The sequence below is a fragment of the Acinetobacter calcoaceticus ANC 3811 genome, from assembly GCF_000399665.1.
In the GTDB taxonomy this organism is placed as follows: Bacteria; Pseudomonadota; Gammaproteobacteria; order Pseudomonadales; family Moraxellaceae; genus Acinetobacter; species Acinetobacter calcoaceticus_B.
In genome coordinates this window covers 2,185,160-2,202,111 of sequence record NZ_KB976986.1, presented here as the reverse complement: position 1 = coordinate 2,202,111, position 16,952 = coordinate 2,185,160, and the positions used below count along the sequence as shown (strand labels likewise).

General features: G+C 38.0%; 13 protein-coding genes. 11 read left to right on the top strand and 2 right to left on the bottom strand.

Features of this window, described 5'->3' with window-relative positions:
- Positions 1 to 46 precede the first annotated feature (46 nt).
- The 6 genes from F935_RS11580 to F935_RS11555 all read left to right on the top strand — a co-directional run bounded on the left by F935_RS11580 (position 47) and on the right by F935_RS11555 (position 9,577).
- Positions 47 to 742, top strand: coding sequence for a GntR family transcriptional regulator (locus F935_RS11580; protein ID WP_016139097.1), 696 nt, complete (start codon positions 47 to 49; stop codon positions 740 to 742).
- 10 nt (positions 743 to 752) lie between these two features.
- On the top strand, positions 753 to 4,202 hold the full coding sequence (gene smc / locus F935_RS11575) for a chromosome segregation protein SMC (RefSeq protein WP_016139096.1): 3,450 nt from the start codon (positions 753 to 755) through the stop codon (positions 4,200 to 4,202).
- 1 nt (position 4,203) lies between these two features.
- Positions 4,204 to 5,247, top strand: coding sequence for a cell division protein ZipA C-terminal FtsZ-binding domain-containing protein (locus F935_RS11570; RefSeq protein WP_016139095.1), 1,044 nt, complete (start codon positions 4,204 to 4,206; stop codon positions 5,245 to 5,247).
- Positions 5,248 to 5,341: 94 nt separating this feature from the next.
- Positions 5,342 to 7,381, top strand: coding sequence for an NAD-dependent DNA ligase LigA (gene ligA, locus F935_RS11565; RefSeq protein ID WP_016139094.1), 2,040 nt, complete (start codon positions 5,342 to 5,344; stop codon positions 7,379 to 7,381).
- A 252-nt stretch (positions 7,382 to 7,633) separates the two neighbouring features.
- A complete protein-coding gene (gene ftn / locus F935_RS11560) occupies positions 7,634 to 8,098 on the top strand; it encodes a heteropolymeric bacterioferritin subunit Ftn (RefSeq protein ID WP_001214863.1) in 465 nt (154 codons plus the stop codon).
- A 288-nt stretch (positions 8,099 to 8,386) separates the two neighbouring features.
- On the top strand, positions 8,387 to 9,577 hold the full coding sequence (locus tag F935_RS11555; RefSeq protein WP_080645755.1) for an MFS transporter: 1,191 nt from the start codon (positions 8,387 to 8,389) through the stop codon (positions 9,575 to 9,577).
- 69 nt (positions 9,578 to 9,646) lie between these two features.
- Here the strand turns inward: F935_RS11555 and F935_RS11550 are convergent, their stop codons facing one another.
- Together F935_RS11550 and otsB are read right to left on the bottom strand one after the other, a co-directional pair.
- Positions 9,647 to 11,080 carry an alpha,alpha-trehalose-phosphate synthase (UDP-forming) gene (locus tag F935_RS11550; RefSeq protein WP_016139092.1) on the bottom strand — a complete coding sequence of 478 codons (1,434 nt, stop codon included), beginning with the start codon at positions 11,078 to 11,080 and terminating at the stop codon, positions 9,647 to 9,649.
- Positions 11,068 to 11,919, bottom strand: coding sequence for a trehalose-phosphatase (gene otsB, locus F935_RS11545; protein WP_016139091.1), 852 nt, complete (start codon positions 11,917 to 11,919; stop codon positions 11,068 to 11,070). The genes F935_RS11550 and otsB overlap by 13 nt, the downstream gene beginning before the upstream one ends.
- Before the next feature lie 356 nt (positions 11,920 to 12,275).
- On the opposite strand from otsB, the gene F935_RS11540 reads away from it, so the two are divergent.
- The 5 genes from F935_RS11540 (at position 12,276) to bioD (ending at position 16,931) form a co-directional block, all read left to right on the top strand.
- Positions 12,276 to 13,007, top strand: a complete 732-nt coding sequence (locus F935_RS11540) for an alpha/beta hydrolase family protein (protein ID WP_016139090.1) — start codon at positions 12,276 to 12,278, stop codon at positions 13,005 to 13,007.
- A 93-nt stretch (positions 13,008 to 13,100) separates the two neighbouring features.
- Positions 13,101 to 14,381 carry an adenosylmethionine--8-amino-7-oxononanoate transaminase gene (bioA, locus tag F935_RS11535; RefSeq protein WP_016139089.1) on the top strand — a complete coding sequence of 427 codons (1,281 nt, stop codon included), beginning with the start codon at positions 13,101 to 13,103 and terminating at the stop codon, positions 14,379 to 14,381.
- Position 14,382: 1 nt separating this feature from the next.
- A complete protein-coding gene (locus F935_RS11530; protein WP_016139088.1) occupies positions 14,383 to 15,540 on the top strand; it encodes an 8-amino-7-oxononanoate synthase in 1,158 nt (385 codons plus the stop codon).
- Positions 15,537 to 16,286: a malonyl-ACP O-methyltransferase BioC gene (gene bioC, locus F935_RS11525; RefSeq protein ID WP_016139087.1), complete on the top strand. Its 750-nt coding sequence runs from the start codon at positions 15,537 to 15,539 to the stop codon at positions 16,284 to 16,286. Before F935_RS11530 ends, bioC begins: the two co-directional genes overlap by 4 nt.
- Positions 16,287 to 16,931 carry a dethiobiotin synthase gene (bioD, locus tag F935_RS11520; protein ID WP_016139086.1) on the top strand — a complete coding sequence of 215 codons (645 nt, stop codon included), beginning with the start codon at positions 16,287 to 16,289 and terminating at the stop codon, positions 16,929 to 16,931. It begins immediately after the preceding gene.
- The last annotated feature ends 21 nt before the right edge of the window (positions 16,932 to 16,952 follow it).

Here is a 16,952-nt window from a genome sequence, read left to right as displayed (position 1 = left end):
GAAAGAAAAGCATGGATTAATGCATATAAAAAGTAGCGGGTGATTTATGAATCTCGAAGAGACAGAAAGTCTTTCTGAGCAAATTGTCAAATATATTAGCGAACAGATCATTAGTGGTGAGCTGGTTGAAGGCGAGCGTATTCAAGAGTTACGTATTGCCAAAGAGCTGGATGTGAGCCGAGGATCAGTTCGTGAAGCATTGTTATTATTAGAGCGTACTCATTTAATTGAGATATTTCCGCGCCGCGGGGCAATTGTTTCAGAAATGTCTGCACAGCAGGTTAAAGCACTGTTTGACACAAATATGATGTTATTGGGGCATATTGTTCAACGCATCAGTGAAACATGGCGAGCACATGAAGCAGATCAATTGCAGCTCTTATTAGAACAATTATTTGAGCATGTAAAAGCAGGTGATATCGAAAAATTTTATGATGGTGTTTTTCAATATCTCGCTGAACAGCAAGATATGGTCGGTAATCCTTACCTAATGAAGTTTTATAAAGAGTTACTACCTTCACTACGTCGTAGTTATTTTTTGACCTTAAATACCTCAAAGCGGGAACTACAAGAAGCATTTGAATTATTTAAACTCGTGACTGATGCAATTTTGATCCGAAAATCACAACAAGCCGCTTTATTTATGGAAGATTTTTGTCGACACTTACGTAACCTTGTGTTGGAATCGCTGACACGAATGAAACAGATTGAATTGGCCTGGGCAAGACGCTCACGCCGCTAGTTAGGGCATTATGCGTTTAAGCAGTTTAAAACTTTCCGGCTTTAAATCTTTTGCAGATAGTACAACTTTAAATTTCAAGGCTAACCGCACAGCAGTGGTTGGTCCAAATGGTTGTGGCAAGTCAAATGTAATTGATGCCATTCGTTGGGTGATGGGCGAATCAAATGCTCGTCAGCTACGTGGTGGTAGCATGCAAGATATTATTTTCACAGGAACCTCCAAGCGTAAGCCAGTGGGTGTAGCGAGTGTTGAGCTACGTTTTGATAATACCTATGGCAAATTGGGCGGATCATATAATGCTTATAATGAGTTGGCCGTTCGTCGTCAGGTCACCCGTGAAGGTAAGTCCGAATATTTCTTAAATGGCACACGTTGCCGCCGTCGTGATATCACCGATATTTTCTTAGGAACAGGGTTAGGGCCGCGTTCTTATGCAGTGATTGAACAAGGCATGATTAACCGTTTGGTTGATGCCAAGCCTGAAGAAATGCGTATCTTTATTGAAGAGGCAGCAGGCGTTTCACGTTATCAAGCTCGTCGACGCGAAACGTTGCAACATCTTGAGCATACTGAGCAAAATCTTTCACGTTTAGAAGATATTGCCCTCGAGTTAAAATCACAGCTGAAGACGCTTAAACGTCAATCCGAAACAGCGGTTCAATATAAAACTCTGGAAAGCCAGATTCGTACCCTGAAAATTGAAATTTTATCTTTTCAGGCAGATAAAAGCGTACGCTTACAAGAAGAATATACAGTTCAAATGAATGAATTGGGTGAAACTTTTAAATTGGTTCGCTCAGAGTTAAGTACGATTGAACATGATTTAGAAGCAACCAGTGCTTTATTTCAGCGCCTCATTCAGCAATCTTCACCACTACAACAAGAGTGGCAACAAGCTGAGAAAAAACTATCTGAACTGAAAATGACTCTGGAACAAAAACAGAGTTTATACCAGCAAAATAGTATGACTCTCGTTCAGTTAGAACAGCAAAAATTCCAAACTAAAGAACGTTTACAACTTTCGGAATTGCAACTTGAAACACTGAATAATCAGTTAGATGAACAAACTGAATCATTAACTGGAATTGAGCATACTGCAACGGAAGCTGAACAAAACTTTGCCGATTTACAATCTCAGCAAAAACAAGCACAGCAACAATTTGAACAAGTAAAAGCTCAGGTTGAAAAACAACAGCAGCAAAAAATGCAGATGTCTGCCCAAATTGAGCAGTTAGGTAAAAATGTTCAACGCATTGAACAGCAAAAAGAAACGTTGCAACATCAAGCAAGTCAGATTCAATCGCATGTTCATGAAGATGAGCAGGGCGAATTTGAGCAACAGCAACAACAGCTTTGTCGTGAAATCACGACACTTGAAACTGAAATTGAGCAACAATTGCTACGTTTAGAGCAATCTCAACAGCAGCATCAATCAAGTAAAAATCAGCATCAAACGCTGAAAACAGAAATACAGGTTTTATTTTCAGAGCAAAAAAATCTAAGCCAGCTTGTTGCTAAGCAAAGCCCAAAGCAACATCAAAATGCACTACGTTTAATGCAGGCTTTACAGTTAACAGAGCAAGGCAAACCACATGCGCAGATTGTTGAAAAGTTTTTAGCGAAATGGTTACAAGCTCATATTCTTGAGACCGAACAAACTTTTCAGGAAGGCGTTGCTCGCCAGTTAAAACCTTCAGAGCAAACAAGTCAATTTAAAGGTAATTTAGCTTGTTTAAATGATTGGATTGCTTCACCACAGTTATCAATCTTTTCGAATGTAGCGATTGTACAAAATTTGACTAGTGCTTTAAATGAGCAGAAGCAACTACAACATGGTCAGTCTATTTTGACTATAGATGGTTATCATGTCGGGCAGGATTGGGTGATTGCTCTTATGTATGATGATGAGAGTCAAAGTGCACAAGGTATGCTGAGCCATCGAATTCGTCTAGATGAAATTGAACAAGCCCTTGAAAAGCAACAACCTGAATTACAAACAGTAGATCAAATTTTAATTCAGCAAAAAGATAAACTAGGGCAGTTGCAGTCTGACTTGCAGCAGAAACAGCAAGTTGTTAAACAAAAACAAAAAGACTTACAACAGCTTGATGTGCAAATTGCTAAACAGCAAACCGCAGCACAAGCATTTTTACTGCAAAAACAACAATTGAAAGATCAGTTAGCTCAGCTAGACATGCAGCTTGAAGAAGATGCAATGCAAAAAGATGATCTGGAAATTGATTTGCATGCTTTAGCAATCAAACTTGAAACCATTCTACCTGACTATAAAACTTTGCAATTTCGGGTAGAAGAGTTAACAGAGCAGCTAGAAGAACAGCAACAAGCTTTGCAACATCAGCAACAAGAACGTGAAATTTTACGTCGTAATAGCACGCAAACAACTCAACAAATTGAATTACTTGAAAAAGATATCTCATTTTTGCAGAGCCAATATCAGCAGATTAATGCTCAAATGGAGCAGGCGAAAAAATTTGTTGACCCTATTCAGTTAGAGTTACCAAATCTTGAGTCCGAATTTCAGCAACAATTTGCTCAAACTGAAAAGTTGCAAAAGAACTGGAATGAATGGCAGCTTGAACTCAATAGCGTGCAGGAAAAACAACAAACCCTGACAGATCAGCGTCATCAATATCAACAAAAAGATGAACAGCTCAGAGAACAACTTGAAGAGAAGCGTTTGGCATGGCAAGCGGCTAAGTCAGATCGTGAACATTACCAAGAACAGCTAAAAGAGTTAAATGCCGAAATCAAAAAAGTTTTACAGATAGATTTAACCGAGCACCAGCAAAAACTGGAAAAAGTACAGAAACAGTTTGAAAAAATCGGTGCGGTTAACTTGGCGGCTTCACAAGAGTTTGAAGAGGTTTCTCAGCGTTTTGATGAGTTGAGTCACCAGATCCAAGATTTGGAAAATACGGTAACTCAACTAAAAGATGCGATGAAAAGCATTGATCAGGAAACCCGTAAGTTGTTTATGACAACGTTTGATCAGATTAATCAAGAGTTGCAAAATCTGTTTCCAAAGGTCTTTAATGGTGGTGAAGCGAGTTTAAGCCTTGAAGATGACTGGCAATCTGGTGTTAAACTGATGGCAAGACCACCGGGTAAGAAAAATAGTTCTCTAGCATTACTTTCCGGTGGAGAAAAGGCTTTAACAGCGTTAGCATTAGTATTTGCGATTTTTAGATTAAATCCGGCACCGTTTTGTGTGTTAGATGAAGTGGACGCACCACTTGATGATGCGAATGTTCAGAGATATTGTAATTTGGTAAAAGAGCTTTCTGAACATGTACAATTCATTTACATTACACATAATAAGCTGGCGATGACCATGGCGACTGATTTGTTGGGTGTGACCATGCCTGAACCGGGTACATCAAAATTAGTCACTGTCGATTTAGAACAGGCAAAAGAATACGGGTTAGTTTCGGAGTCATAGAATGGAAATCAATACGATTATTGGCATCGTTGTCGCCATTGTTATTATGCTAATTGGCTTAAAAATGATTTTAAAAAAGTCAAACCATGCCGAACCTTCATTAGATAGTGATTTGCATATTAATCCTGATAGTAATCAACCAGTTATACCTAGGCATGTGCGAGATCAGCTTGAGCAAGCTGAAGCCGAGCGTGTATCGGCGACTAGCGCAGAGCGAGTAGAGCCGACGTTAAATGAATCTACATCGGTACAAGCCAGTGAAACAAAACAAACAGAAACTCTGGCTGTAGAACCCGCTAAATCAATTTCAGCCGAACCAACTCAACCAGTTGTTGAAAACTCTTCAGATGAAATTAAATCTGAAGAAACTGTAAAAAGCTCTACCATTAACACGGATAGTTCAGTTGAGTTAGTTAATACCGTTTCTGTTAAATCAGAAGCTGAAGCTTTATCAGAAGAAAACTTAAAATCTGAAAGCGAAAAAACTGAGCCTGAGTTGAGTTTAAACCCAAATATTGAAACTGCCGAAATTGCTGAATTTGAAGGCGAGAGTAATATTCTGGACGTACATTTGCATGAACAGCAACGCTATGATGATGAAAGTGCATTAGCGGTCGCTGAACAGATCATTGCATTAAATGTCTTTCCGAATCCGCGTCGCGCGTTGTCTGGCGATAAAGCACTTAAAGTATTATTAAAATACGGTTTACGTTATGGCGAAATGTCATGTTTCCATCGCTATGAAAATACGGATGAGCCGAGCGTACTAATGTTTTCAGTACTGCGTATGACAGACAATGGACCAGCTGGGTTTGACCTTGAAACCTTATCTAGTGAACAAGTTCAAGGGTTGGCATTTTTCCTTGCGCTTCCAAACAGTAAAGCTGTGACTGGTTTTGACATGATGGCAAGTATTGCCGGTTTAATTGCTCGTGAAATTGATGGCAAAGTTTATGATGAGAATAATCTTGAATTTACACCACAGTTAAAAGAGCACTGGCGTCATCATGTGATTGATTATCGTCCGGCACATGCGACTGCCTAGTTTTAATTTTTTACGTTCGTTGCGATAATTGCAACATATCTAGTCGCAGCTCAGGGTGGAGAAATTTCCACCCTTTTTTATGGTGAATAACATAATGGCAACAACTTCCGTGATCGAACAGATGCGTCAGCTTATTCAACTGATTGCAAAGCATAACCATGCCTATTATGTGATGGATCAGCCGACAATCTCGGACAGTGAATACGATCATTTATTTCACCAGTTAAAAGCTTTAGAAGAGCAATATCCTGATCAGGTTCAACCAGACTCTCCAACAACAAAAGTAGGCGGACAAGCACTCTCTAAATTTCAAAGTGTGACTCATGTCGTTCCGATGCTTTCTTTGGGGAATGTTTTTAATCAGGAAGACTTATTTGCATTTGCTCGCCGTGTAGAAGAGCGACTACCAAACCAAAAAGTACAATACGAAGTAGAACTAAAACTTGATGGTCTTGCGATTTCGCTTTGGTATGAAAACGGTGTGTTAACACGTGGTGTTACACGTGGTGACGGCGAAACCGGAGAAGACATTACTCAAAACGTCAAAACGATTCGCAACTTGCCTAAAGTGTTGCATTCAGATCACTTTGAAATTCCACGTTTGCTTGAAGTGCGCGGTGAAGTGCTCATGCCAAAGTCTGGTTTTGAGAAACTTAATGCTGATCAGGAAGCAAAAGGTGATAAAACGTTTGCCAACCCGCGTAATGCCGCAGCAGGTAGTTTAAGACAGCTCGACCCGAATATTGCGGCTAGTAGACCTTTAGCGTTTTATGCGTATGGTATTGCCCAGTGCGAACCAAATCATAGCTTAACGACCATGCACGACAGCCTACAATGGCTCACACAACTTGGATTTGAAATTGCTGAGCGTCAATATCTATGTAATTCAATTCAAGAAGTACAGCAGCGCTATGAGCAAATTCAAAAAGAACGTCCAGATCTACAAGTTGAAATTGATGGAATGGTCGTAAAGGTTGATGACTTAAAACAGCAGCAGCAACTTGGTTTCTTAAGTCGTGAGCCGCGTTGGGCAACGGCATATAAATTCCCTGCTCAAGCTGCACTAACTACGGTTGATCAGATTGATTGGCAAGTAGGGCGTACAGGGACTTTAACGCCTGTAGCGCGTTTAAATCCCGTATTTGTAGGGGGAGTAACAGTTTCCAATGTAACTTTACATAACATTGGTGAAATCCATCGTCTTGATGTGCGTGTTGGCGATACGGTTAGTGTTTATCGTACAGGCGATGTTATTCCTAAAGTAGAAAAAGTTTGGCCAGAATTCCGCTCGGCTGACGCTGAAATTGTACATTTACCTGAAAGTTGTCCTGTTTGTGCTTCACCAGTTGTAATGCCTGAAGGAGAAGCTTTAGCACGTTGTTCTGGTGGTCTTTATTGTGCTGCTCAGCGAATTGAAGCGATTCGTCACTTTGTATCACGTAAAGCTCTCGATATTGAAGGTCTGGGCGACCGATGGGTAGAGTCTTTATTACATCTTGATTTACTTAAAGATGTTGCCGATATCTATCATTTACATGAGCACCGAGAAACTTTACTCGGTATTGAAAAAATGGGCGAGAAATCGGTACAAAATTTGATTGATGCCATTGAAGCCAGTAAGAAGACAACGCTTGCACGTTTTATTTATGCTTTAGGAATTCGTGGGGTAGGTGAAACTACTGCCAGAATGTTAGCGAATACATTCCAAACTTTAGAAGCGCTTAAAGCGGCTGATGTTGAAGCTTTAAAGAAAACCCCAGATGTCGGTGATATTACTGCGGAGTGGATTGCTGACTTTTTCTTGGCACCGCACAACATTGAAGTGCTTGATCGCTTAATTGCAGCAGGCATTCATTGGGATGCACCAACAGCTCCAACGCGTCAGCCATTAAATGGCGAAAGTTGGGTCTTAACAGGCACATTAGAGCAAATGACTCGTGATCAAGCGACTCAAATGCTACAAGCATTAGGTGCACGTGTAAGTGGTAGCGTGTCGAGCAAAACTAAATGTGTTGTTGCGGGTGAAAAGGCTGGTTCGAAACTAGAAAAAGCAGCAAAACTAGGTATTGTTGTTATGAATGAGACTGATTTCTTATCACTTATGGCGAACTATGGGCAGACCTTAAGCGAATAACCCTACCGAAATAAGAACCATTGATTTTAGTTACAAATTTATAAATTGATGGTTTTAGTTATATTTTAACGCTTGTTTGAACTCATAAATCAGACAAGCGTTTCTTTTTGCAGAGAAAATTTAATTAACTTAAACTGCAAATGCGTATGTTTCTCATTTTAATTTGATAAAAATCATAAACTTAACTATTTTTTACTTTGCAATCATTTTTAAGATTGCCCATAATAGTTTTCATACGATAGGAGATTTATTATGCGTGGCAATCCAGAAGTCATAGACTATTTAAATATGCTCATTGGCGGAGAATTGGCTGCCCGTGATCAATATCTAATCCATTCTCGTATGTATGAAGATTGGGGCTTAAATAAAATTTATGAACGTATTGATCATGAGATGCAAGAAGAAGCTTCTCATGCTGATGCGATCATTCGCCGTGTATTGTTTTTAGGTGCTAAACCAAACATGCATCGTGAAGACATCAATGTTGGTACAGACGTTGTATCTTGTTTAAAAGCTGATTTGGCACTCGAATATCATGTTCGTGAAAAGCTAGCGACAGGTATCAAACTTTGTGAAGAGAAAGGCGATTACATTAGCCGTGATATGTTGCGTCAACAATTATCAGATACCGAAGAAGACCATACATACTGGTTAGAAAAGCAATTACGTTTAATTGAATTGATTGGTTTACAAAACTATATTCAATCTCAAATTTAATAAAATGACCCAGCAAATGCTGGGTTTTTTATTATCTGATTTTTAGTTTTAATAAAACAGATAGAAAAACATTTTTCTCAAATTGAACATATTCAAAGCCTTACTATATAAGGCTTTGGCAGTTACAAAAAATTCATAAAAATTGTATCACACCCCCTGTTTTTTTTATGAAATTGGATATAATTTCGCCAACAAAACCCTTGCCTAGAAATCTAATGAGGCAAGGGTTTTTCTATGGAAAATCGGTTGGTATGGATCGCCAATGATTTTATGGTGAGTTCGCGAAATATGTTATTTACCAAACCTGCTGTTTTAGATACAGCTACTCTCTTAAGCACACAGCGTCTTGCAACACGACTCAGCTTTTTTAGCTTAGGTTTTGCGACCGCGGCTTGGGCACCTCTCATTCCTTTTGCGCAGCAGCGCCTAAACCTCAATCATGCCGATTTTGGTTTACTTTTGCTTTGTATGGGGATTGGCTCAATGATTGCGATGCCTGCAACTGGTGCTTTAGTCAAGCGTTGGGGATGTCGTCCATTAATTGGTTTGGCATTGATGCTGTTAATGGTGTTATTACCAAGCCTCACGATGTGGAGCAGTATCGTGATGATGGCTGTAGTATTATTTGTGGTTGGGTCGGCAGCAGGATGTTTAGGAGTCGCTATCAATTTACAGGCAGTGGTTGTCGAAAAACATAGCTTGCGAGCGCTCATGTCTAGTTTTCATGGAATGTGCAGCCTTGGTGGCTTAACAGGCGCTATGCTTGTGACTGCATTATTGGCAATAGGTCTTTCGCCATTAATGAGTACTTTATCTGTTGTCATGATTTTGCTTGTCATTGGTGCAGTTGCTATTCCTCCTTGTTTAACGTCTTATGAACAGGATGAAAAGCCACATCAAGAAACCGATATACCTAAAAAATTCTATCGACCTAACGGTATTATTTTACTTATTGGCATGATGTGTTTTATTGCCTTTTTATCAGAAGGTGCTGCAATGGATTGGGGAGGTATTTATTTAACAAGTAAGTATCAGCTTAATCCAGCCTTTGCCGGTCTTGCTTATACCTTTTTTGCTCTGAGCATGACGACTGGACGTTTTACGGGCCATATCTTGTTAAAACAGTGGGGCGAAAAAAATGTTGTAACCTATAGTGCAATTGGTGCAGCGATTGGTATGGTTATTATTGTGACCGCACCCGTCTGGCAAGTGGTTGTATTAGGGTATGCGCTTTTAGGATTAGGCTGTTCCAATATTGTGCCAGTCATGTTTTCTCGCGTAGGTCGACAAAACGATATGCCTAAAGCAGCAGCACTTTCTTTAGTCTCAACGATTGCCTATACAGGTTCATTAAGCGGCCCAGCTTTAATTGGTTTAATTGGGGAATGGACTGGTTTAAGTACGGTTTTAACAGGGGTAGCTGTATTGTTATTCGTTATTGCTTTACTTAATCGCTTTACTCTCGCAAAGACGAATTAACTTATAAATAATAGAAATAATCTCAAGAGCATCGAGAAATTTAATTTCTTGATGCTCTTTTATTTAGATTTATAAAACTTGATAAATAGATTGATAATTATCTTGTAATAATCGCTGAGGCTTCATCAGTAGAGTTGGTGTTTTTTCCAAATCATCTAAGAAATTATTTCGCCAATGAGTAAGATCAGATGCAGATAAATCCTCTATCAATTGTTGATAATGATTAATACGCTCCGCTTTAGACATCTCTAAAGCTATTTTTAAAGTATCTATCATTGCCACTCTATCTTGCGGATCAACAATCAAGGCTTGAGACATCTGCTCAGCAGCACCCGCATATTTAGATAAAATGAGCACACCCGGGTTTTCTGAGTCTTGGGCTGCAATATATTCTTTAGCGACTAGGTTCATACCATCGCGTAATGAACTGATCCAGCAAATATCAGAGTGACGATAAATATGCATGAGATTATGGTGTTGAACTGGATCATAACAACAATCTACAGGTCTCCAGTCTTCATGTGCAAACTCTTCATTAATCAGTTCCAATTTAGTTTTAAAACGTTCGTATAAGCGTTGATAAGCTGCAATATCCGTACGTGATGGCGTTGCCACTTGCAGATGTCGAACTAAACCATGATATTCAGGGTTGGTTTCTAAAAAGGTTGCAAATGCATTAAAACGCTCAAGTAAACCTTTTGAATAATCAATTCGGTCAACTCCAATGATTGTTTTTTGACGAGGTATTTCTTCAAAATTAAACACACAAGGGCTTAATAAATCTTGTTGTGCTTGTTTTTGAATAATTTCTGGTTGAACGCCAATTGGGTAAGATTTAATAAGTATTTGACGTTTTTTGTAGCTAATACTATCGCGGCGAATTTTCTGAGCTTCGAGCAAACTTAGACAAGTTTGCATACATGCATTTTGATCGATCTGAGTTTGTAAACCAATGACATCATATTGGCTTAAGTCTTGAATTAATTCGCGGGCTACGGGAATTTTGCGCCAGATGTTCAGGCTAGCAAAGGGGATATGTAGAAAGAAACCAATTTTATTTTGCATGCCTAATTCACGGCAGTAGCGAGCTACACTAAAAAAATGATAATCGTGTACCCAGATCATATCTTCAGGCTGAGCAAGCTGTTTTAATTTTTCAGCGAATAAGCGATTGACCTTTTGATAGGTATTATATTCTTGCCCATCATATTCAATCAGATCTTCTCGAGCATGCATTGCTGGCCAGAGAACTTTGTTGGCAAAGCCACAATAATATTGCGCGTATTGTTGATGAGTAAGAGGGCAGGTAATATAGTCAATTCCCTCAGAATAGGCTTGTTCGAATTCTGGTGCTTCGCTATCGGTAATTTGCTGACCATTCCAGCCTAACCAAATACCATTGCTATCATTCAATGCATCTTGTACAGCTACAGCAAGACCACCGGCCGAAGCTTTACCTGAAGGCATACTTATTCGATTCGATAATACAATTAACTTAGACATATTTTTTCTCCATTCTGATTTTGACTATTTTTGACATATAAGCTTTTTATTCTGTTTTGAAATAAAAGAAGAAAGTTTGTGACGGTATCTATATCTTTTAATCTATATTGAGCTTGTGTTTCACCAGAACCTACTTTAATTGAAGTTCCAAATTTCTGATTAATACAAATAAAACCAGACTCATCTGTTAAATCATCACCTATAAAAATAGGGTGAGCTGAAGATATATTAAGATGATTTAATATGGTTTGAATTGCTTTACCTTTATCAGCTTGGGTTGGAATTAACTCGACAACAAATTTTCCATTATTTATTTTTAATTGGGGGTAATTAGGAATAATCTGATGCATAATATTAATAGCATGATTTTCTAATTCAGGATTTTTTCGATAATGTAAGGCAATAGAATATCCTTTATCCTCAATTAATAATTCAGGATATTTCTCACAAGATTTCATAATATCTTGTTTTAATTTTTTAAAATTAATCGAACTTAAATCTGGTCGAATATAATGATCTGAGCCAAAATAAATATCTAAACCATGCAAGCCAGCAACAGGAATCTCAATAGGCTGTAGTAGTTTGCAAGCTGTGTCTACATCTCGACCTGTTACAGCAATAACGGGGATATTTAATTTAATAATTTTTTTTATAATTTCTAATGTAGTACTTGGAATAAAACTTTGCTCAGGATTAATTTGGAAGGGTGCTAACGTCCCATCAATATCCAAAAATAAGCAGTAATTTTTATCTAAAGATAAATTTTTTATAATATCATCTGGTGTAACAAAATATGTATTATTTTCTCTCCCATCAGATATTGTATTCTGACTGTTCATATTAGCCTTCCTAATATTTTTTGTTCAACAATTAATCTTCTAACATTAAAATGAATTGATGAGTCATTTCTTTTAATAAAAAAACATAAGTATTAACATTAATTACATTGCATAATGGATTTATAGGCGAAGTGTGGATTGTGTTGTTTTTTGAGTGGCTTCAATGTTTAGATAATTAAATTTTTGTATGTTTCCTATTAATAATACAGGTCTTATTTATCAATATATTTCAGAATATTAAATAAGTGTAAATACTTGATTTTAATCTTTGGGATTTGTTTTTTATGTTGATTTTAAAAGATATTTTAAATTGATATTAATATATAATCTTTATAAAACTAGCTCTGGGCAAGCATATGAAGTTACAAAATAAAATTTTATTGATTACAGGCTGGGGTGTAGGAATTGAACCTCTGCAATCATTAAAATTACATTTGCAACAGAAGGGTTGTGATGTACAACTTATTAATATATTTGATGTTTTAACTGGTAGTTTCCAGGAACAGCTTGATTTAGTGGCTGAGGTTGATGTTGTAATGGGCTGGTCCTTAGGAGGTCAGTTAGCGACTCACTTAGTTGATTCTTTTTATAACAGCACTGGTCTAACTAAAACTTTAATTACGCTTGCTTCTAATCCATGTTTTGTTGCCAATAACACGTGGCAAACTGCAATGCCTGCTGATGTGTTCAGTCAATTTAAGGCTTCTTTTTTGCAAAACCAACAAGCGACTTTAAAACGCTTTTATTATTTAATTACTCAAGGTTCAGCACAAGCTAAAAAAGATTGGCTAAACATGCAAAATATATCAAACCCGCCTCCGTATGAGCTGTTATTACAAGGGTTAGAAATGTTAGAGCATTTAAACTTGGTAGATAACTTAAAAAATTACTCTGGTCCACAGCTTCATTTATTCACAGAGCAAGATGGCGTCATTCCTTGCAAGATTATTGAAAATTTTAAAGATATAGCGACAAAAAACATGAGTTATAAGCTATTAACAGATGCTACACATGCTTTTCCTTACCTACAGGTCGAAAGAACAATTGAAGAAATCTGCCAATTTTTAACAATTCATCAGCAAAGTTAATAAGCTTTGATTGATATCGCAATTTTCTTTCATTCTTAACAGGTTTAACATGTCTTCAATGAAAGATTTGAATGCTGTAAAAGGGTAAATAGGATGACCGATAATTTTGATTTGGAACATATTTGGCATCCTTATACTTCAATGACCCAACCTTTACCGACATTTAAAGTGAAACGTGCCTATGGGGCAACGATTGAACTAGATGATGGTAGGACTTTAATTGATGGTATGTCGTCTTGGTGGTGTGCAATTCACGGCTATAACCATCCTGAACTCAATCAGGCAGTGACAGACCAATTACAAAACATGTCCCATATCATGTTTGGTGGACTCACCCATGATCCTGCGATTGAACTTGGAAAAATTCTTTTAAAAATTACGCCGCCAAGTCTCGACAAAATTTTCTACGCAGATTCAGGGTCGGTTGCCGTTGAAGTTGCTTTGAAAATGGCTGTGCAATTTTGGACAGCACAAGGCCAACCACAGAAAACCAATTTTATTACTACGCGTTCGGGTTATCACGGTGATACATGGAATGCGATGTCTGTCTGTGATCCGGTTACAGGTATGCATCAGATTTTTGGCACAAGCTTACCCAACCGTCTTTTTGTAGCAGCGCCACAGACCAAATTTCATGAAGATTGGAATCCTCAAGATATTGCCGAGCTAGAACAGGTTATTCAACAAAATCATGAAAACCTTGCTGCACTCATTATCGAACCAATTGTTCAAGGTGCAGGGGGCATGCGTTTTTATCATCCTGAATATTTACGTCAGGCTAAAGCGCTTTGTGAGAAATATCGTCTGTTATTAATTTTTGATGAAATCGCTACTGGTTTTGGTCGTACTGGTAAGCTCTTTGCGTGGGAACATGCACAAGTTGAGCCAGACATTATGTGCATAGGTAAAGGACTAACAGGCGGCTATATGACTTTGTCGGCTACCTTAACCACAAAGCATGTTGCAGAAATGATTAGTCGCGGTGAGGCTGGGGTATTTATGCACGGTCCAACTTTTATGGCCAATCCGCTTGCTTGTGCTGTTGCCTTGAAAAGTACGCAATTGTTAATTGAACAAGATTGGCAAGCCAATATTAAGCGAATTGAGCAACAGCTTAGCCAATATTTAACGCCTTTAAGTCAGCTTGATTATGTTGCTGATGTACGAGTGCTGGGTGCAATTGGTGTAGTAGAACTTACCTTTAATGTTGATATGAAAACTTTACAGAAAGAGTTTGTAGACCGTGGAATCTGGATTCGTCCTTTTGGCAAACTGGTTTATGTGATGCCACCGTATGTCATCACTCAACAAGAACTAAGTGATTTGCTTGAAAAATTGGTTGAAGTTGTTAAAACGTTGCAGGGAGCGCATTAAGATGTCATTGCTTGATCATTTTGCTAACGAGTTAGATGAGTTAAAACAACAAGGTAATTTCAGACAATTTACCCAAAATGTGCAACATGGCCGTTTTATTACAATTCAAAATAAAACAATGCTCAACTTAGCTTCAAATGATTATCTTGGACTGGCGGCTGATCTTAATCTTCGTCAAGAGTTTTTAGATAGCTTACCGTTAGAGCGGAGTTATTTTAGTTCTTCATCGGCCCGTTTATTGACGGGTAACTTTGATGAATATGAACAGTTGGAAAATAGCCTAAGTAAAGCATTTGGTGGTCGGTCAGCTCTGTTATTTAATAGTGGCTATCACATGAATATTGGTATTTTGCCTGCTGTTGCTGATAGCAAAACTTTAATTTTGGCAGATAAGTTAGTCCATGCGAGCATGATTGACGGTATACGTTTATCTGGCGCTCAATATGTACGTTATCGACATAATGACTTAAAGCACTTAGAACAACTTCTGCAAAAGTATCATGATGATGACAAAATTGAACGAATCATTGTGATGACTGAAAGCATTTTTAGTATGGATGGTGATGAAACGGATTTAGCCGCTTTAGTACAGCTCAAAAAACGTTTTGCTAAAACCATGTTATATGTCGATGAAGCTCATTCAATTGGTGTTCGTGGTCAGCAAGGCTTAGGATGTGCTGAACAATATAATGTGATTCAGGAAATTGATTTCCTAGTCGGTACATTAGGTAAAGCATTGGCAGCAGTAGGTGGTTACATTATTTGCGATCCAATTATTAAAGATTACCTCATTAATAAAATGCGCCCACTTATTTTTAGTACTGCTCAACCGCCGATTGTTATGGCATGGGCAAACTTTGTTTTTCAAAAAGTATTACAAGCTCAACCGCAACGTGAACATTTACAAAATATTAGTCAGTATTTTCAACAGGCTGTTGTGCAAAAAGGTTATGTAAGTCCATCGACCAGCCATATTATTCCAGTTATTGTGGGAGAAAGTCAGGCTGCTATCGATAAGGCAAAACAGGTTCAAGAAAGTGGTTTCTATGCTATGCCAGTACGTCCACCAACAGTCCCTCAAAATAGTTCTCGTTTGCGTATTTCTTTAACGTCAATGGTGCAGCAACATGAGCTTGAAGAATTGGTGAGTTTTCTGTGAGTTTGAATAAAAACTTGGTTGCCCAGCGTTTTGCCAAAGCAGGGCAAAGCTATTCAGAGCATGCAATTGTTCAAAAACAAATTTGCCAAAATTTAACAGTTTTACTCCAGCAATTTTGCCCGAGTACGATGTCACGCGTTTTTGAAATTGGTTGTGGTTCTGGCAATTTAACTCGACTTATTACTGCATCTTTTCAGATTGAAGAGTTAATTTTGAATGATCTGTATGCTGATGTGCAGCAGCATTTTACTCACCCAGAAGATTTGGAATGGTTAATTGGGGACATTGAAACTTTAGCGTTTCCACAGCAGCTCGAGATGATTATTTCAGGTTCAGCTTTACAATGGATGCAGGATTTACCTCGTGTACTTCAATATTGCCATGCTGCTTTGAATGAAAAAGGTTGGTTATGTTTTTCAACTTTTGGCCCTCAGAACTTAATCGAAATTAAAGAATTAACAGGCCAAGGTTTAAGTTATTGGTCTATTGAAAATTGGAATAATGCCTTAACTCATGCTGGTTTTGAAATTTTGCATTTGTCAGAGTCAGAAACTCAACTCTATTTTGATTCGCCTAAAGCCGTGTTGCAGCATTTAAAAGCCACAGGCGTAACCGCAACTGCTCAGCACCGTTGGACTAAGCAAACTTTACAGCAGTTTTATCAAGATTATGATCAGTTTAAGCATGCCGAGGGATATTCCTTAACCTATCATCCGATTTATTGTATTGCCCGGAGAATGAAGTAAATGAGTGGTCAGATCTATTTTGTGAGTGGGATTGATACCGACATTGGTAAAACCTACGCTACAGGCTTTTTAGCAAAATTATGGACTGAGCAGGGTAAAAAAGTAATTACCCAAAAACTCATTCAGACTGGTAATGCTGATATTTCTGAAGATATTGAAAAGCATCGTGAAATTATGGGGCAGGGTTGGTTTCAAGAAGATCATGACAAGCTCACCATGCCTGAAATTTTTAGCTATCCTGCTTCGCCTCATCTTGCAACACGCTTAGATAATCGAGAAATTGATTTTCAAAAAATTGAAAATGCAACTCAAACACTGGCGGAGCGTTTTGAAATTGTATTGTTAGAAGGTGCTGGTGGATTAATGGTGCCATTAACTACAAGCTTACTCACCATTGATTATATTGCTCAGCACCAGTTTCCCGTTATTTTAGTAACATCGGGCCGTTTAGGAAGTATTAACCATACTTTACTTAGCCTTGAAGCGCTCAAGTCTCGTGGGCTGAAATTAAAAGCTTTGGTATATAACTTAAAAGATGAATCAAAAGATCCATTAATTTCTCAAGATACTTCAAACTATTTGAAAGACTATTTAGCAATTCATTTCCCTGAAACTGAATGGATTGAGCTGGAAAAAATGAATTAATTTAAAAAAAAGCTATAAAAA

Bases quoted from the DNA above. Each gene is read 5' to 3' on its own strand.
- F935_RS11580 (WP_016139097.1), top strand. From the start codon at position 47: ATGAATCTCGAAGAGACAGAAAGTCTTTCTGAGCAAATTGTCAAATAT.
- smc (WP_016139096.1), top strand. From the start codon at position 753: ATGCGTTTAAGCAGTTTAAAACTTTCCGGCTTTAAATCTTTTGCAGAT.
- F935_RS11570 (WP_016139095.1), top strand. From the start codon at position 4,204: ATGGAAATCAATACGATTATTGGCATCGTTGTCGCCATTGTTATTATG.
- ligA (WP_016139094.1), top strand. From the start codon at position 5,342: ATGGCAACAACTTCCGTGATCGAACAGATGCGTCAGCTTATTCAACTG.
- ftn (WP_001214863.1), top strand. From the start codon at position 7,634: ATGCGTGGCAATCCAGAAGTCATAGACTATTTAAATATGCTCATTGGC.
- F935_RS11555 (WP_080645755.1), top strand. From the start codon at position 8,387: ATGTTATTTACCAAACCTGCTGTTTTAGATACAGCTACTCTCTTAAGC.
- F935_RS11550 (WP_016139092.1), bottom strand. From the start codon at position 11,080: ATGTCTAAGTTAATTGTATTATCGAATCGAATAAGTATGCCTTCAGGT.
- otsB (WP_016139091.1), bottom strand. From the start codon at position 11,919: ATGAACAGTCAGAATACAATATCTGATGGGAGAGAAAATAATACATAT.
- F935_RS11540 (WP_016139090.1), top strand. From the start codon at position 12,276: ATGAAGTTACAAAATAAAATTTTATTGATTACAGGCTGGGGTGTAGGA.
- bioA (WP_016139089.1), top strand. From the start codon at position 13,101: ATGACCGATAATTTTGATTTGGAACATATTTGGCATCCTTATACTTCA.
- F935_RS11530 (WP_016139088.1), top strand. From the start codon at position 14,383: ATGTCATTGCTTGATCATTTTGCTAACGAGTTAGATGAGTTAAAACAA.
- bioD (WP_016139086.1), top strand. From the start codon at position 16,287: ATGAGTGGTCAGATCTATTTTGTGAGTGGGATTGATACCGACATTGGT.